This is a genomic window from Bradyrhizobium sp. USDA 10063 (assembly GCF_054063735.1).
Genome location: NZ_JBSSGP010000002.1, coordinates 3441602 through 3457045, shown reverse-complemented (window position 1 = coordinate 3457045; position 15444 = coordinate 3441602). Strand labels below are relative to the sequence as shown.

The 15444-nt window shown below is 62.2% G+C and carries 14 protein-coding genes; 12 read left to right on the top strand and 2 right to left on the bottom strand.

Annotated elements, in window-relative coordinates; genetic code table 11:
- Positions 1-16 precede the first annotated feature (16 nt).
- Both ACVJGD_RS18665 and ACVJGD_RS18660 read left to right on the top strand, forming a co-directional pair.
- Entirely contained in the window at positions 17-1216 is a 1200-nt protein-coding gene (locus ACVJGD_RS18665; RefSeq protein ID WP_456635719.1) for an adenylate/guanylate cyclase domain-containing protein, read from the top strand.
- A gap of 54 nt (positions 1217-1270) precedes the next feature.
- Positions 1271-1978, top strand: coding sequence for an ABC transporter substrate-binding protein (locus ACVJGD_RS18660; RefSeq protein ID WP_456635718.1), 708 nt, complete (start codon positions 1271-1273; stop codon positions 1976-1978).
- Between the two features lie 86 nt (positions 1979-2064).
- On the opposite strand, the gene ACVJGD_RS18655 is transcribed toward ACVJGD_RS18660, so the two are convergent.
- The gene (locus ACVJGD_RS18655; protein WP_456640289.1) at positions 2065-2595 is read right to left on the bottom strand and encodes an AAA family ATPase; all 531 of its coding nucleotides are present in this window, start codon (positions 2593-2595) and stop codon (positions 2065-2067) included.
- 690 nt (positions 2596-3285) lie between these two features.
- Here ACVJGD_RS18655 and ACVJGD_RS18650 point away from each other — a divergent pair.
- The 3 genes from ACVJGD_RS18650 to ACVJGD_RS18640 are packed head-to-tail and all read left to right on the top strand — an operon-like array spanning position 3286 to position 7981.
- Positions 3286-6342, top strand: coding sequence for a GAF domain-containing protein (locus ACVJGD_RS18650; protein WP_456635717.1), 3057 nt, complete (start codon positions 3286-3288; stop codon positions 6340-6342).
- Between the two features lie 2 nt (positions 6343-6344).
- The gene (locus ACVJGD_RS18645; RefSeq protein WP_456635716.1) at positions 6345-6734 is read left to right on the top strand and encodes a response regulator; all 390 of its coding nucleotides are present in this window, start codon (positions 6345-6347) and stop codon (positions 6732-6734) included.
- Positions 6731-7981, top strand: coding sequence for an adenylate/guanylate cyclase domain-containing protein (locus ACVJGD_RS18640; protein ID WP_456635715.1), 1251 nt, complete (start codon positions 6731-6733; stop codon positions 7979-7981). Before ACVJGD_RS18645 ends, ACVJGD_RS18640 begins: the two co-directional genes overlap by 4 nt.
- Before the next feature lie 117 nt (positions 7982-8098).
- Here the strand turns inward: ACVJGD_RS18640 and ACVJGD_RS18635 are convergent, their stop codons facing one another.
- The gene (locus tag ACVJGD_RS18635; protein WP_456635714.1) at positions 8099-8587 is read right to left on the bottom strand and encodes a MarR family winged helix-turn-helix transcriptional regulator; all 489 of its coding nucleotides are present in this window, start codon (positions 8585-8587) and stop codon (positions 8099-8101) included.
- 63 nt (positions 8588-8650) lie between these two features.
- Between ACVJGD_RS18635 and ACVJGD_RS18630 the strand changes: the two genes are divergently transcribed.
- From ACVJGD_RS18630 to ACVJGD_RS18600, 7 genes are all read left to right on the top strand, one after another.
- Positions 8651-9442: an SDR family NAD(P)-dependent oxidoreductase gene (locus tag ACVJGD_RS18630; protein WP_456635713.1), complete on the top strand. Its 792-nt coding sequence runs from the start codon at positions 8651-8653 to the stop codon at positions 9440-9442.
- Between the two features lie 162 nt (positions 9443-9604).
- A complete protein-coding gene (locus ACVJGD_RS18625; protein ID WP_456635712.1) occupies positions 9605-10555 on the top strand; it encodes an oxygenase MpaB family protein in 951 nt (316 codons plus the stop codon).
- Positions 10556-10812: 257 nt separating this feature from the next.
- Entirely contained in the window at positions 10813-12114 is a 1302-nt protein-coding gene (locus ACVJGD_RS18620; RefSeq protein WP_456635711.1) for an ABC transporter substrate-binding protein, read from the top strand.
- 54 nt (positions 12115-12168) lie between these two features.
- Positions 12169-13068 carry a branched-chain amino acid ABC transporter permease gene (locus tag ACVJGD_RS18615; protein WP_456635710.1) on the top strand — a complete coding sequence of 300 codons (900 nt, stop codon included), beginning with the start codon at positions 12169-12171 and terminating at the stop codon, positions 13066-13068.
- Positions 13068-14024 carry a branched-chain amino acid ABC transporter permease gene (locus tag ACVJGD_RS18610; RefSeq protein ID WP_456635709.1) on the top strand — a complete coding sequence of 319 codons (957 nt, stop codon included), beginning with the start codon at positions 13068-13070 and terminating at the stop codon, positions 14022-14024. Before ACVJGD_RS18615 ends, ACVJGD_RS18610 begins: the two co-directional genes overlap by 1 nt.
- Positions 14024-14767 carry an ABC transporter ATP-binding protein gene (locus ACVJGD_RS18605; RefSeq protein WP_456635708.1) on the top strand — a complete coding sequence of 248 codons (744 nt, stop codon included), beginning with the start codon at positions 14024-14026 and terminating at the stop codon, positions 14765-14767. The genes ACVJGD_RS18610 and ACVJGD_RS18605 overlap by 1 nt, the downstream gene beginning before the upstream one ends.
- A 5-nt stretch (positions 14768-14772) precedes the next feature.
- Entirely contained in the window at positions 14773-15444 is a 672-nt protein-coding gene (locus ACVJGD_RS18600) for an ABC transporter ATP-binding protein (RefSeq protein WP_456635707.1), read from the top strand.

Genomic DNA, 15444 nt, shown 5'->3' with positions numbered 1-15444 from the left:
GCTACGGGAGCAAGATATGAACGCGCCGTCAAACATCGATCCCGGCACCGCGCATTCTGACGATGACGTTGTGCACTGGCTGACAAACGACACGCGCGATGAGCGCTTCATTGACAATATTTTCGCTGAGCTGTGTGTCCGCCTTCAGCGAGCGGGCATTCCCGTCAAGCGGGCGTCGCTTCATATCCTGATCCACCATCCCCAATGGCTCGGCGCCCGGATGATGTGGGTCGACGGAATGCGCGAGGCCGAGATTGCGAGAGTCGATTACGATGTGACGGAGCGATCCGAATACATCGATAGTCCTGTCAACGAAATTCATAACGGTGCCGCCGAGGTGCGCGAAAATCTCGAACGCGATCCGTCGCTGGGCCGCAAACACGCCGTCTACGACGAGATGCGGGCTAGCGGCTTGACCGACTATGTGGCGTGGCCGCTGTATCATACGCTCGGCAAGCGGCACATCGTGACCTTTGCAACCGACCGGGTGGGAGGTTTCGACGACGCGCATGTCGCCCGCCTGTTAAAATTGTTGCCGATTCTGGCGCTGGTCAGCGAAATCCGTGTCAAGAACCGGCTGGCGCGAACGCTGCTCGAAACCTATGTCGGCTCGCACGCCGGCGAACTGATTCTGGCCGGCGCCACCAGGCGCGGAAGCGGGACGACGGTACGCGCAGCCATCATGATCTGCGATCTGCGCGATTTCACCAGGATCTCCGACAATTGGCCGCGCGATGACGTCATTGATCTTCTGAACGGCTATTTTGACGCGATGTCGGAGCCGATCGCGCGACATGGCGGGGAAATACTGAAATTCATCGGCGACGGCCTGCTCGCCATTTTTCCGCTCAGCCAGCCGTCGGCCTGCGCAAATCTGCTGCATGCCGTGACTGAGGCCCGTCAGGCCATGATTGCCCTGAACGAAAAGAACAGCGAAACCGGTCGTGCGCCGCTGAATTACGGTATCGGCGTCCACGTCGGAGACGTCATGTACGGCAATATCGGGTCCCGCACCCGGCTCGACTTCACCGTCATCGGTCCCGCGGTCAACATGGCGTCGCGTCTCGAAACCCTGACCAAGCAATTGGGTAGAAACGTGCTATTGTCCCGCGCGTTCGCCGACTTCGTACAAAGCGATTTCGATCTCGAACGCGTCGGCGAATTTCCGGTGCGAGGCTTCAGTGATCCAATCGAGCTGTTTGCGTATCATGGCTGAGTGCGGAGCTATCGCCCGTTGGCCTCTCAACTTGGCGCTTCAAAGGTCAGAGCCGTGTCAACCTTGAGAGTGGGGGCAGCGCTTCCCGATCCGCCATTCGAGTTCTTGACGACAGATGGTCCGGCGGGATTCGACATTGCGCTAATGCAGCGCATTGCCGGGATGCTCCGCCGCAGATGGCAGCTCGTCCCGTATACGGGCTCCGATTTCAACGGCATCTTCGCCGGTCTGGATGACGGCAGTTACGACTGCGTCGCCTCCGGCACCACCATCACGCCCGGACGGGAGGAAATGGCCGATTTCTGCGCGCCCTATGCGATCTCAGGCCAATCACTCGTTGTCGATGTCATCCGCAATCCAGCCGTGCACGGCATCGCCGATCTCAAAGATCTGGTCGTCGGGGTGCAGCAGGGCAACACCAGCCAGCCCGTCGCCGAAAAACTGGTCGCCGAGAGTCGCGCTGCGCGGGTGCGCGTCTATGCCTATCACGAGATCGAGAAAGCGCTCGACGATCTGACAGGCGGAGGCTGCGACGCCTTCATGAAACTCGCACCCGTCACGGCCTGGTTCGTGCGCGACCGGCCGAGGCTTCGGGTCGTCGAGACCGGCATCACGGTCGAGCGCCTTGGCATCTGTGTCCGCAAGGGAGACGTTGCGCTGCGCAATGCCATCAACGGGGCGCTAGGGGCGCTTGCAGCCGACGGCACGTTGGCGGCGCTGGTCAAACAGTGGCTCGGAGCCGGAGCCACGCTGCCATCATGAACGTCGCCGCGGGCTTTCCACAGGGCCGAGGCGGAAGAGGTGAGGCGTTGAGGGCGCAGGTCTGACGCCTATGGCTCAATCGGGCCTCAGCACTCGAGTGAGGCTAGAATCCAGTCGGCTCGCTCGGCGACGCTCACTTTCGGCAGCACGTGGATGTCGTAGCCCAGGGACGGATAGACGCTGATCAATCGTTCGTATTCCGCAACGGCCTCAACGAGACTGTGCCGTCGTGCCTGGTCCGTTGCGTAGATCTCGGGCCAAGGCGGCGTGAGGAACGCGCGTCTGTTGTAACGATGAACCAGACCAAGACTATGAAGGACCCGTTCTCCCGTCAGATGCTGGAGCGCAGCGCAAGCATCGATCAAACCTCTATCGAAAAAGATCCAGCGAGCGCCGACTTCAGCAGTGGCCCGATCGGCGAGTGACACCTCGATCGCGCGCCGGGCAAAAGCAACCGCATCCACCCACGGCAGCGCTCTCCCACCGCAATTGACTTGCTCGGCCACGACCCGCCGTCCCGGCTCATCGATCGTAGTGAAGCCGCGTCGCCGAAGCTCCGCCAGCAGGGTCGATTTGCCGCCGCCGGAACAGCCTGAAATTGTCACGAAGTTTTCCATCTGACTGGTTGCTTTCAAGTCGCCCATGCTTCCAACCATTGCGATTACATTTAGTATGGTATTTAGATTGTCTCGGCTCATGACAGCTCGTCCTCGCCTAAACGTGCCGAGTTCCTTCGCCCAAACATGAACCACTTTGCGGTGAAGATAGATCAATCGCAACGAATACCGGGGCGGTCAGCTTCTCTACCTACATGCCACTTATACTACTCCGATTGGTTTCCAAAACGACGACATCGGCGACGGCCCCAAACCCGGGATGAACCTCGGGAGGCCTACGACATCGCGCCCCGAGTTGTGTTTGAGATCGATCATCTCTGCAACAGCACAACCGATGCCGCACGATACGCTGAGTCCCGGAACACGCTGGTCGTCGAGGGGGACAGCGGAACGGCAGGGGCAATGTCTCCCTTGGATCAAAAGCGGATCAAGACGAGCGCACAGCGATGTCTGCCCTACGTCGGACAGCCGACATGCTCGCGCCCGGAACGTTGTTCGGCTTCGGGCCAGGATCCGGGGCCCTTACCGGCTGGCGCTTTCGAGCCGACATAGAGATCACTGGCGGGCAGAGCCGCGGCCGCAGGCACTGGCTCCCAGCCGCGCGGGATGTGGTAATACGGCAACCTGGCTGGCGGCCTCCGTCGGCCGTGCAGTGCGCCACTCGCGTCGCGACGCCGAACCGGATCATGAATGACCGCGCTTTCCCAGGACATGGCTGCCGAACTGAGGTGCAGGATCGACGAGCTCGAGCAGCAATTGCAATCCGGTGCGGCCGAGAATGCACGTCTGCGAAGCGAGCTTGCGATTGCGCGTGATCGCCAGAGCGCCAGTGCCGCGATCCTGCGTACCATCGCGGCCTCGCCCTCCGATGCCCGGCCGGTATTCGAGGCGATCGCATCCAGCTCCAAGCGCCTGCTCGGCGCCTTCTCCGCCACCGTCCTCCAATTCATCGGCGACGAGCTTCATCTGGTGGCGTATACGCCGGTCAGCCCCGATGCGGACGAAGGATTGACGTCATCATTCCCGCGACAGATCGCGGACTTTCCGACCTTTGCCCTGGTTCGCGGTGGTGAGACGGTGCAGTTTCCGGACAGCGAGGCCGATGACGTCCCGCAACTGAACAAGGAGCTGGCAAGGCTGCGCGGTTTCCGCAGCGTCCTGTTCATGCCGCTGATGAATCGCGGAACGCCCGTCGGCATGATCAGCGTCACGCGTGCCGAGCCGGGCGCGTTTGCCGCGGATCACGTGCAGTTGCTGCAGACGTTCGCCGATCAGGCCGTGATCGCGATCGAGAACGCGCGTCTGTTCAATGAGACACGGGAAGCACTGGAGCGGCAAACCGCCACCGCTGAGATCCTGAAAGTGATGGCAGGTTCACCGTCGGACGTGCAGCCGGTGTTCGAGGCCATCGCGGCCAATGCCAACCGGCTGATCGGCGGCTTTTCCACTGCGGTGCTTCGCTATGTCGACGGCGCCGCCCATCTGGCGGCCTTCACGCCGACCGATCCGGCCGGCGATCGGGCGCTGCAAGCGGCGTTCCCGGTGCCCTTCGCTCAATTCCCGCCCTGCCAGCTCGTGGCGGGTGGTACGGCCGCGCAACTGCCCGACACCGAGCTCGAGCCGGCCGCGCGGGACATCGCGCGTGCGCGCGGCTATCGCAGCATGTTGTTCGCCCCGCTGGTGAGCGAGGGCGAGGTCATCGGTATCATCATCGCTACACGCCGGGCGACCGGGGCGTTCGGCGAGCACCAGGTCCGGCTGTTGCAGACCTTCGCCGACCAGGCCGTGATCGCGATCAAGAATGTCGGCCTGTTCAACGCGACGAGGGAAGCGCTGGAGCGGCAGACCGCGACCGCCGAAATTCTCAACGTCATCGCGAGCTCACCGACCGATGTGCGGCCGGTATTCGACGCCATCGCCGAAAGTGCGAGGCGGCTCCTCGGCGGCCAGACGGGGCTTGTCACGCGCGTTGTCGGTGACATGCTTCATCTCGCAGCTCATACTGCCGGAAGCCAAGCCGGAGACAGGGAGATAGAGAATTCATTCCCCACCCCGCTCACGTCTTCGGGAATTCACAGCCGGGTCGCGCAGAGCTCAACCATCGCGTTTCGCACCGACATCGAAGCCGAGCCCGATGTCTCTCAAGCGGTCAAGGACATGGCGCGCGCCAGGGGATATCGAAGCATCATCGTCGTGCCCATGCTGCGCGAAGGTGTCGCGATCGGCACGATCGGTGTTTCGCGCGCCGAACCGGGAGCGTTCGCCGACAACCAGATCGCCCTGCTCAGGACATTCGCCGATCAGGCCGTGATCGCGATCGAGAACGCGCGGCTGTTCAACGAAGTGCAGGCCAAGACGCGCGATCTGCAGGAAGCCCTCACCTACCAGACCGGCAGCGCCAACATCCTGAAGGTGATTGCTTCCTCGCCGACAGATGTCGGGCCGGCATTGAGGGCAATCGTCGAAAGCGCCTGCGAGCTTTGCGATGCCTATGACGCTGCAGTGGTGCTAAAGGACGGCGACGATCTCCGCTTCAGCGCCCATCACGGGCCGATCGAGATCAATGTCGAGAAATGGCCGATCAGCCGCGGGTGGACTGCCGGCCGCGCTTTTCTCGACGGCAAGCCGGTGCATTTGCGCGACTCAATGTCGGAGCAAGGCCATGAATTTCCGGACAGCAAGGCGCTGACCGAACGCTCCGGGGCCCGCATTCGTACCGTGCTGTCGGTACCGCTGTTGCGCGACGACGAAAGCATCGGCGCGATCCTGCTCCGTCGCAACGAGGTGCACCCGTTCACCGACAAGCAGATCGCACTCCTGCAGACCTTCGCCGACCAGGCGGTGATTGCGATCGGCAATGTCCGCCTGTTCGAGGAAGTCCAGGCCCGCACCGGGGAGCTTGCAAAATCCCTCGATGATTTGCGCGCCGCGCAGGACCGCCTGATCCAGACCGAGAAACTGGCCTCCCTCGGTCAGCTCACGGCCGGCATCGCGCACGAGATCAAGAATCCGCTCAACTTCGTCAATAATTTTGCCGCACTTTCGGCGGAACTGACGGGCGAGTTGAACGATTTGCTTGCATCAGCGGCACTCGCCGACAACATTCGCGGCGAGGTCGATGAACTGAGCGGGCTGTTGAAGGACAACCTGCAAAAGATCGTGCAGCACGGCCAGCGCGCCGATTCGATCGTCAGGAACATGCTCCTGCATTCGCGAGAGGGCAGCGGCGAGCACCAGCCGACCGACGTGAACGCGCTGGTCGAGGAGAGCCTCAACCTCGCCTATCACGGCGCGCGCGCCGAGAAGCCGCAGTTCAATGTTGCCCTCAGCCGCGAGCTCGATCCGGACGCCGGCACGGTCGAGGTGTTCCCGCAGGAGATCACCCGGGTGCTCTTGAACCTGATCTCGAACGGCTTCTATGCGGTCGCCAAGCGCGGCAGGGAAAATGGTCCCGAGTTTGAACCTGCGCTCAGCGCCAGCACACATAGCCGTGGCGATTACGTCGAAATCCGCATCCGCGACAACGGTGTCGGCATTCCGCCCGAGGTAAAGGAGAAGATGTTCAACCCGTTCTTTACGACCAAACCGCCAGGCGAAGGCACTGGCCTTGGACTTTCCATGAGCCATGACATCATCGTGAAGCAGCATGGCGGCACGATCAACGTCGAGAGCGAGCCCGGCGAGTTTACCGAGTTCACCATCCTGCTGCCGCGCAGAAGCAATTTTCCGGATGATACCAGAGGTTAGCCGTGAGTGTGATGGTTCTGGTGGTGGATGACGAGCCCGATGTGGAGGCCTTGTTCCGCCAGCAATTTCGCCGCGATCTTCGCGCCCAGCGTTTTGTGATGGATTTCGCCGGGTCGGCGTCGGAAGCCTTGACCCGCATCACCGACGTCGGCGAGCACTCGCTGATTCTGATTTTCTCCGACATCAATATGCCCGGGATGAGCGGGCTGGAGATGCTGCCGGAGGTCCGCGCCCGGCGGCCTGACGTTCCCGTGATCATGATCACGGCCTACGGAGATACCGCGACGCGCAAGAGGGCCCTGGAGCGGGGCGCGGAGAGCCTGTTGACCAAGCCGATCGACTTCGGTCAGGTCCGCCAGGAGATCGACGCGAGGTTGGAACACTCAGCATGACCGCCACCATCCTCGTAGTCGACGACGAGCCTGATCTGGAGGCGCTCGTGCTCCAGAAATTCCGCAGGCAGATTCGCGACGGGCTGGTGAGCTTCGTCTTCGCGCGTGACGGCCTTGAAGCCCTCCAGTCGATCGAGCAGCATCCCCATGTCGATCTTGTGGTCTCCGACATCAACATGCCGCGCATGGATGGCCTGTCGCTGCTGGCGAAACTGCAGGAGGCGGACGACAAGAAGTCGACCATCATCGTCTCGGCCTACGGCGACATGAGCAACATACGCACCGCGATGAATCGCGGCGCGTTCGACTTCCTGACCAAGCCCATCGATTTCGCCGACCTGGAAATGACGATCGAGAAAACGATGCGTCACATCGAGGTCCTGCGCGAGGCACGCCGCCGCCAGATGGAAGCGGAGCGCGCCCACGCTTCGCTGTCGCGCTATTTCTCACCCGAGCTCGCCAAGCGTCTTGCCGCCGGGGACGACGGCGACGACATGGAGGTGCGCTGGCGCGAGGTCGCCGTGATCTTCACCGACATCACGGGCTTCACCTCGCTGGTCGAGACGGCCGTGCCGGAGGTGCTGGCGGAGCTGCTCAACGAATATGTCGGCGGCCTGACGGATGTCGTCTTCGCTCATGAAGGAACGGTGGCGAAGGTGATCGGTGATGCGATCCAGGTGCTGTTCAATGCGCCCGGCGACCAGCCCGACTACGCGACCCGCGCGGTCGCCTGCGCGCAGGCGCTCGATGAATGGGCCGAGGCGTTCCGCGCGCGTTGGAAAGAGAGAGGCGTGGATTTCGGCGCCACACGGATCGGCGTGCACGCCGGCCCCGCGCTGGTCGGCAATTTCGGCGGCGACCGCTTCTTCGATTACACGGCCTACGGCGACACGATCAACACCGCCGCCAGGCTGGAAGCCGCGAACAAGGCGCTGGGCACGCGGATCTGCGTCAGTGGCGCGGTCGCAAGCGCGGCACAGGAATTCAAGGGGCGGCCGGTCGGCGATCTCGTCCTGCGCGGACGCAGCGAACCGTTGCGTGCCCACGAGCCTTTATCGGCCGCTGGGTTCGATGCGCCGGCCACAGCGCAATATGCGATGGCCTTCGCCAAGCTCGAGTCGGGCGACGCCGCGGCCATGCCGGCTTTCGCCGCACTGGTCGGAACGCATGCCGATGATCCGCTCGCCAGCTATCATTTGAGGCGGCTGCTCAACGGCGCGAAAGGCGTCCGCATCGAACTCGGCTGACCGGGCGCAGGTTGCGCCGACGGCCCCTCTATTCTGCCGTCTAGCGAGTCGAGCCAGCGGGTGCGAATTGCGTTAGCCGCCAACGGTGCAGGTCGGGTTTTTCCTTCGGGATATGATTCAAACGCCCTGGCTCTGTGCGTAGCGCAGCTTCAATTCCGCGTCGGCGTCGCGGCTGGCCTGGAGCGCGCGTGCGTAGATCATCAGTCCATCGCGCACGATCTTGCGCTCTGTCTCGCTGAGACGCTCGAGTGCGCCGGAAACTTGCCGCCGGCCGAAATCATGGAGGGCGGAGAGCGTGCGTCGTCCCTTCGCCGTCAACGAGAGCTGCTTGATCCGCGCATCATCAGCATCGACCGCTTCCTTCAGCTCGCCGCACTCGATCAGCTTGCGCACCATGCGGCTGACGCTCGATTTCTCCAGATGGAGGATTTCAGACAGTTCGGCCGAGGTCAGGGGACCCCTTGTGCCGATTTCCAGGATCGTATGGACGGCCGACGGCGGATAGTCGGTCGCGGCCACCGTCTGCTCCATGAAGCCAAGCTCGCGCACCATCAGCCGCGAGGCCGCGCGAATGTCATCGACGAGGGACAGGTCACGGAAAGGCATGGCTTGACTCCGGCACAATAGTTGTATCATACAACTATTGTCGAGACAACGGAGTCCGGCCCGATGAGCGAGCCAGCAACCAGCGGTCGGACCACGGCCGAGAACCGAATGAAGGGCAAGGTTTGCCTCGTGACGGGCGGTGGCACCGGCATCGGTCGCGCCACCGCGATCAAAATGGCCGAAGAGGGAGCGGCGGCAATCCTGATCGCCGGCAGGCGCGAAGCCGAAATTGAATCGGCCGCGGCCGAATGCCACGCTCTGGGTGCAGAGGCTCTGGCAGTCAGGACGGACGTGACGCAGGAGCAGGAGGTCGAGCGACTGGTCCGGACGGCGGTCGAGCAATACGGCAGGCTGGATGCGGCGTTCAACAATGCCGGTTTCCAGGAGCGTCGCGCCGGCGTCGAGGAGCAGCGCAGCGCCGTCTACGACGAGGTATTCGACACCAATGTCCGTTCGGTCTTCTTGTGCCTGCGCTACCAGCTCCCGCTCATGTTCGCGCAAGGCGCGGGCAGGATCGTCGTCAACACATCGGTGAGCGGCATCCGGAATCCAAATACAGGGCTTTCGCTCTATTGTGCGTCGAAGGCGGCGGCGATCTCGCTGATGCGCTCGGCCGCGATGGAGGCCGCGCCACGCGGCGTCACCATCAACGCGATCGCGCCCGGCCGTGTCGTGACCGACATGATGCTCCGCTCGGGCGTCGGCGATATGTCTGCCGTCGCAGCCGGATTGCCGCTGCGGCGGATGGGCAAACCCGAGGAAGTCGCCGAAGCCGTGGTCTGGCTGCTGTCGGACGCCGCGTCCTACGTGGTCGGTCACGTGCTGGCAGCCGACGGAGGGTTTCTGGCGTCCTGAGCGGACGTTTTCGCGCGAAGTGGATACCGGCTCGCGCGAAGAAAACGCGTCAAAAGCAAGAATCTAACTCTTCTGCGTGGTGTCGGCGCCGACCTGCTGACTTGCGATGGACTGTACAGCTTGCTGGAATAAACTGTCATCGTCCACTTGGAAGGGTACACATTGGTCTCCGCAAGCGAATTGGAGGCTACTCTGGATTTCGTCAGGGCTCGGGCTGCTGGATCTGCCGAGGGCATTTTTGGTCCAGCCTCGATGACCTGGAGGATCGATAGAGAAGCCGTCATCTTCTTGGGCGCCGGCCGTGCCTTGCTCCTTCAGCTCGCGCATCCGTGGGTCGCCGCCGCCGTGGCCGAGCATTCCCGGACTTTTGCGGATCCAATCGGTCGTTTTCATCGAACCTTTGACGTTATGTTTACGATGGTGTTCGGCTCGCTCGATACAGCTCTTGCTGCTGCCCGACATCTACACCGCCGCCATGCCACGATCGTCGGCCGCTTGCCCGAAGCAGTCGGTCCGTTCGAGAGCGGCTCACCCTATCGCGCGAATGAGATCGCAGCGCTGCGGTGGGTTCACGCGACCCTCGTCGAGACCGCCCTCATGGTGCACGACATGATCTTGCCTCCGCTCTCGGTCGAGGAGCGCGAGCAGTATTGGACCGAAAGCCGGCTGTTCGGGGCGTTGTTCGGACTCAAGCCGACTGACTTGCCGGCGGATTGGGAATCATTTGTCGCCTATAACGAGGCCATGATGCGATCGGACACATTGTCGGTCACTGGCACCGCAGGCGAGGTGGCTCGACAGATCTTCGCCGGCGGACGACCATGGTTGCGCATACCGCGATGGTATCAAGCCCTGAGCACTGAGCTGCTGCCTGACCGCCTTCGCATGTGTTTCGGACTTGCTTTTGACGAACGGGACAGGAAAGCCGCAGAACGTGCGCTTGCACGTATACGACGCGTATACTCCGCAATACCGACCCGGCTTCGCTACGTCGGCCCTTACCACGAAGCTCAAGCGCGACTACAAGGAAGACCGCGGCTCGGCTGGGCAACCCGCTGTCTTAACAGGGCCTGGATCGGACGGCCCCAGCTCGGTGATCGCTGGAACATTTGAAGCTCTCGCGCTCCACCTGCGGGGCAGATCCTAGTGCCAGCCGGCGAATCCCGGGCGCCGCTGCCATGGCGTTTCTGCATTTGCGGCTAACAGCCTACTCGTGGTGATATCGGTTCATGAGTCCATCCGTACGACAAAAGCGGTGCCGAGGTCAGCCAGTAAGTGCTGGCAAAGGACGCAAATTATAGTAGCGTTACGGCAAGAAAAATGGCCACCAGGCCAGATACAATAGTCGAAAAGAACAGGGAGGGCTTCCAATGCAATATTTCAAGACCGCACTTGCGGCGGCCGCAGCAACTGCAATTTTTGCAGGTGCCGCTCTTGCGCAGGGTAAACCCCAGGACATCAAGATCGGCATAGCGACATTCCTGTCCGGGCCGGCCTCCGTTTTCGGCGTTCCCGCAAAGGCCGCCGCCGAGATGATCGCGGAGGATCTCAATAAGAAAGGTGGTATCGGCGGAGTACCGGTCAAGCTTTCCTTCATCGACGAAGGCGCCGGCGGCGAAGCATTGGTCTCGAACTACCGGCGCATGGTGCAGGACGACAAGGTTGACGCGACGTTCGCTGCAATCTCCTCGGGTAGCTGCAATCAGCTTGTTCCGGTTGCCGAAGACCTCAAGGTCATGAACTTCATGTGGGATTGCGGCGCTGCTTCCATTCTCGAGACGAAGAAGTACCGCTACAATTTCCGCACCCAGGCGAACGGCACGCCTGAGATGCTGGCGGTGCTGATCTATCTCCTCAAGGTGAAGCCCGACTTCAAGACGATCGCAGTCGTCAATCAGGATTACGCGTGGGGTCGCGAAAGCTGGGAGATATTCTCCACTGCGTTGAAGGCGATGAAGCCTGACGTCCAGGTCGTTGCGGAGCTGTTCCCGAAGTTCGGCGCGCCCGACTATTCCACGGAGGTCTCCCGCTTGCTGGCGCTGCGACCGGACGTCGTGCTCACCACCGCCTGGGGCGGTGACCTCGACACTCTGGTTCGCCAGGCGGGCCAACGTGGCCTGTTGCAGCAATCGACATTCGTGCTCGGTATCGGAGAATCGTCAATCCAGCGATTGGGCAAGGATCTGCCCGAGGGCCTGATCGTCGGTGCACGAGGGGACCACTGGTTCCTGCATCCGGAAAAGAAGAATGATCCGGCCTTCAAGGCCTTCAACGAAGCGTTCAAGGCGAAGACCGGCGCATGGCCGATCTATCCGGTCTATCACATGGCGCAGGCGTTCACGGCGTTGCAAACGACCTATGACAAGGCCATCAAGGCGAATGGCGGCAGCTGGCCGACGCGGGAGCAAGTCGTGGATGCGGCCGCCGGCACAGAGTTCGCGACCGGCTTCGGCAGGCCGGTCACGCTGAGGCCCGAGGACAATCAGGGTCTGGAAGCCCAGCTTGTCGGCGTCACCAAATCCGTTCCAGGCTACGACTTCAAACTGCTCGATAACATGATGATCTTCGATCCGAAGGTGATCACCAACCCGGCGGGCGTGCGGTCGGTCGAGTGGCTCAAGACGCTCAAGCCGGAGTTTGCCAAGATGGACGTGCCGACCTTCAAACAGTAGCGCTCCATCACCGTCCTCCGGCTCTGCCGGGGACGGGCTTCCCTGAAGGTCTCCATGAACTCGACTCTCGCCATACTGGCCGTCCTCGACGGGATCAGCTACGCCGCCCTGGTGTTCCTGGTTTCCGTCGGGCTCAGCCTGATCTTCGGCGTGCTTCGCGTGGTGAACGTGGCGCACGGCTCACTGTATGCCTTTGGCGCCTATCTCGCCGCGACGTTCAGCATCAAGGTTGCGCCACTGTCGCCGTGGCTCACCTATCCCGCACTGCTGGCTGCTTCCATCGTGATCGGCGCAGTTTGCGGCGGCTTCATTGAGCGCGTTCTGCTGCGGCCGCTATACGGACGGGACGATGTCCTGCAGCTCCTGATCACGTTTGCCGCCTTCATGATCATGGACAATCTGCAGCGTTTGATCTGGGGCGTGCAGCCGATCTTCGCGGCCGAGCCGTTGAAGCTGCTGCCGAACGTGACCGTGTTCGGCGTGAACTACACGTCCTACCAGGTCATCCTGCTGCCGGTCGTGGCGCTCGCGACGCTGTTTGGCCTGCGCTACTTCCTGCGCCGCACCCTGGCCGGGGCGGTGATCCTGGCCGTCACGGAGGATCGTGAGGCGTCCACGTCGATCGGTATCGATGCCAGGCGCGTCTATTTCGTTACGTTCATCATTGGCGCGAGCTTGGCGGCGCTCGGCGGGGCGCTCGCCTCGCCGACGACATCACTCGTACCCGGGATGGGCGCCGACATGATCGTGCTCTCTTTCGCGGTAGCGGCAACTGCGGGTCTCGGGCAGATCGAGGGCACCGCTCTCACCGCCCTCATGATCGGCCTGACGCGCGCCTTTGTGATCTACCTCCAGCCGGAGTTCGAAGTCCTCGTGCCTTATCTGTTGATGGTGCTGGTGCTTCTGGTCCGTCCGTTCGGACTGTTCGGTGCTGCCCAGGTGAGAAAGATCTGATGGCGGGCCGCATCAAGCCGATCACGACGGCCGCAGTCATCTTCTTCCTGGTCAGCGCCGTCGCACCGCTGTTCGTGTCGAGCTGGGCGACCCTGTTCGCGCTTATTCTCGCGAAGGGCATCGTCGTGCTCGGAATCGTTCTGCTGTTGCAGGCAGGACAGGTATCTTTCGGGCACGCGATGTTCTTCGCCATCGGCGCCTACACGTCGGCCTTCTGGGGCAAATATGTCGGTGGCGGCGATATCCTGCTTTTTCTCGTGCTCGGAGGCATATCTTCCACCGTCTTCGGCCTGATTGTCGGTCTGTTCGTGGTCCGCTACCGGGAAATCTTCTTCGGAATGCTCAATCTGGCGTTCTCGATGGTGTTGTGGTCACTGCTCGAGAAGATGTTCCACTACACCAACGGCGCGGACGGCATCCGCGTGGCGCGTCCCGGCCTGCTGGGGTTTGCCTTCACGCCGGAAACCTTTCAGTACGTCATTCTTTACGTGAGCCTGTTGACGGCGGTCGCGGCATTCTACGGCGTGCAACGCTACCTCGAGAGCCCGCTCGGGCATATGCTGCGGGCGATCAAGTCGAACGAGACCCGGCTCGAGTATCTGGGAATGTCGGCCCGCCGCGTGCTGCTCATCGGGTACGTGATCTCTGCATTCCTCGGCGGAATCGGCGGCACGCTGGTGGCAATCGTCCAGCAGATCGCCACGCCGGAGTTTGGCTTCTGGACCAAATCGGGCGAGTTCGTGTTCATCGCGATCCTTGGTGGCGGAGCCCACGCTTTCGGCGCGTTTGCGGGGGCCGCGATGTTCGAGTGCGTCCGGTTCTATGCGGCTGCTCACCTCGCGGATTCCTGGCAGCTCATCCTCGGCGTCGTGCTGATCGTGATCATCCTGTACGCGCCGAACGGGCTGATCGGTCTCAGGCAACGGTATAGCCAGTCCGGCAAGGGGGGACACTGATGGCCGACGTCCTGCTCTCTGCGAAGGACATCAAGATCCGGTTCGGCGGGGTTATCGCCGCGGATGGAATCAACCTCGACGTCCATGAGGGCGAGAATCTTGCCATCATTGGACCGAACGGCGCCGGCAAGACGACGTTCCTCAATATATCGACGGGCTATCTCCGGCCGCAGGCCGGTACGGTGACTTTTCTCGGCCAGGATATTACCGCGCACCTTCCGCGGACCATCACCAAGCTCGGCATTGCTCGCGCCTTCCAGATTCCGCAGCTCTTCCTCGATCAGACGGTTATGGAAAACATGCTGATCGCGGCGGCCTCGCGGCAGGGATACCCGTCAGGCTTCACGGCTCTCTCGCGATTGCCGGAGGCGTCCGAGATGGAGCGGCTGCTCGAGCTCGTCGGTGTCGGGTCTTATGCCGAACGAAAGGCGCGGGAGCTGCCCGAAGGGCAGCGCAAGCTGGTTGATATTGCGCTTGCGCTCGCGCTGAAGCCCAGGCTCCTGCTCATGGACGAGCCAACCTCTGGCGTCGCGTCATCCGAGAAGCTCGAGATCATGGATATTCTCACCACCGCGCTCGCGAAGGAGAAGGTTACGTCGGTCTTTGTCGAGCACGACATGGACATGGTGGAGCGTTACGCCCACCGCGTCGCCGTGTGGAACGTCGGGAAGATCCAGAAGGTCGGCACGCCGGCGGAGGTTCTGGCGGACCCAAGGGTTCGGGAGCAGGTAATCGGAATATGACACCGATGCTGAGTTTCGAGAATGTCAATGTCGCGATCGCCGATGCGCCGGTGCTACGCAATGTCAGCTTCTCGCTGAAGCCCGGAGCGAGCGCCGCGCTCATCGGGCGCAATGGTGCGGGCAAGACCACGACCGTTCGCACCATCATGGGCTTCACGAAAGCCATCGGCGCCGTGCGGCTCGGTGGCGAGGACCTCGGGCCGATTCCGCCGCACCGCCGGCCGTCGCTGGGCGTCGGCTATGCGCCTGAGGATCGCCGCCTGTTTTCGGCTTTTACCGTGGAAGAAAACATCCTTCTGCCTGGTCGCGTTGCAAAGCTCTCTCCTGAAGAGACACGACGAAGGCTGGAACGGGCCTACGCCGTGTTGCCGGAGCTGAGCGAGCTTGCCAGGCGTCCGGCGGGATCGGTCTCGGGCGGACAAGGCAAGATGGTCGCGCTCGGTCGGGCGCTTATGCTGGGTACCCGGCTCCTTATTCTCGACGAGCCATTTCAGGGACTTGCACCTGTTCTCGCGCAGCGATACGCCGAAGCGCTCCGTCGGCTTCGTTCGCAGGACAAAGACATTACGATGCTGATTACGGAGTCGAATCCGAAGCTGCTTGAGACGTTTGCCGACGTGACCCTCACCATCGAAAGAGGCGAGATAGAAGGCGGTTCGAGCCAATCGATCGGGTGA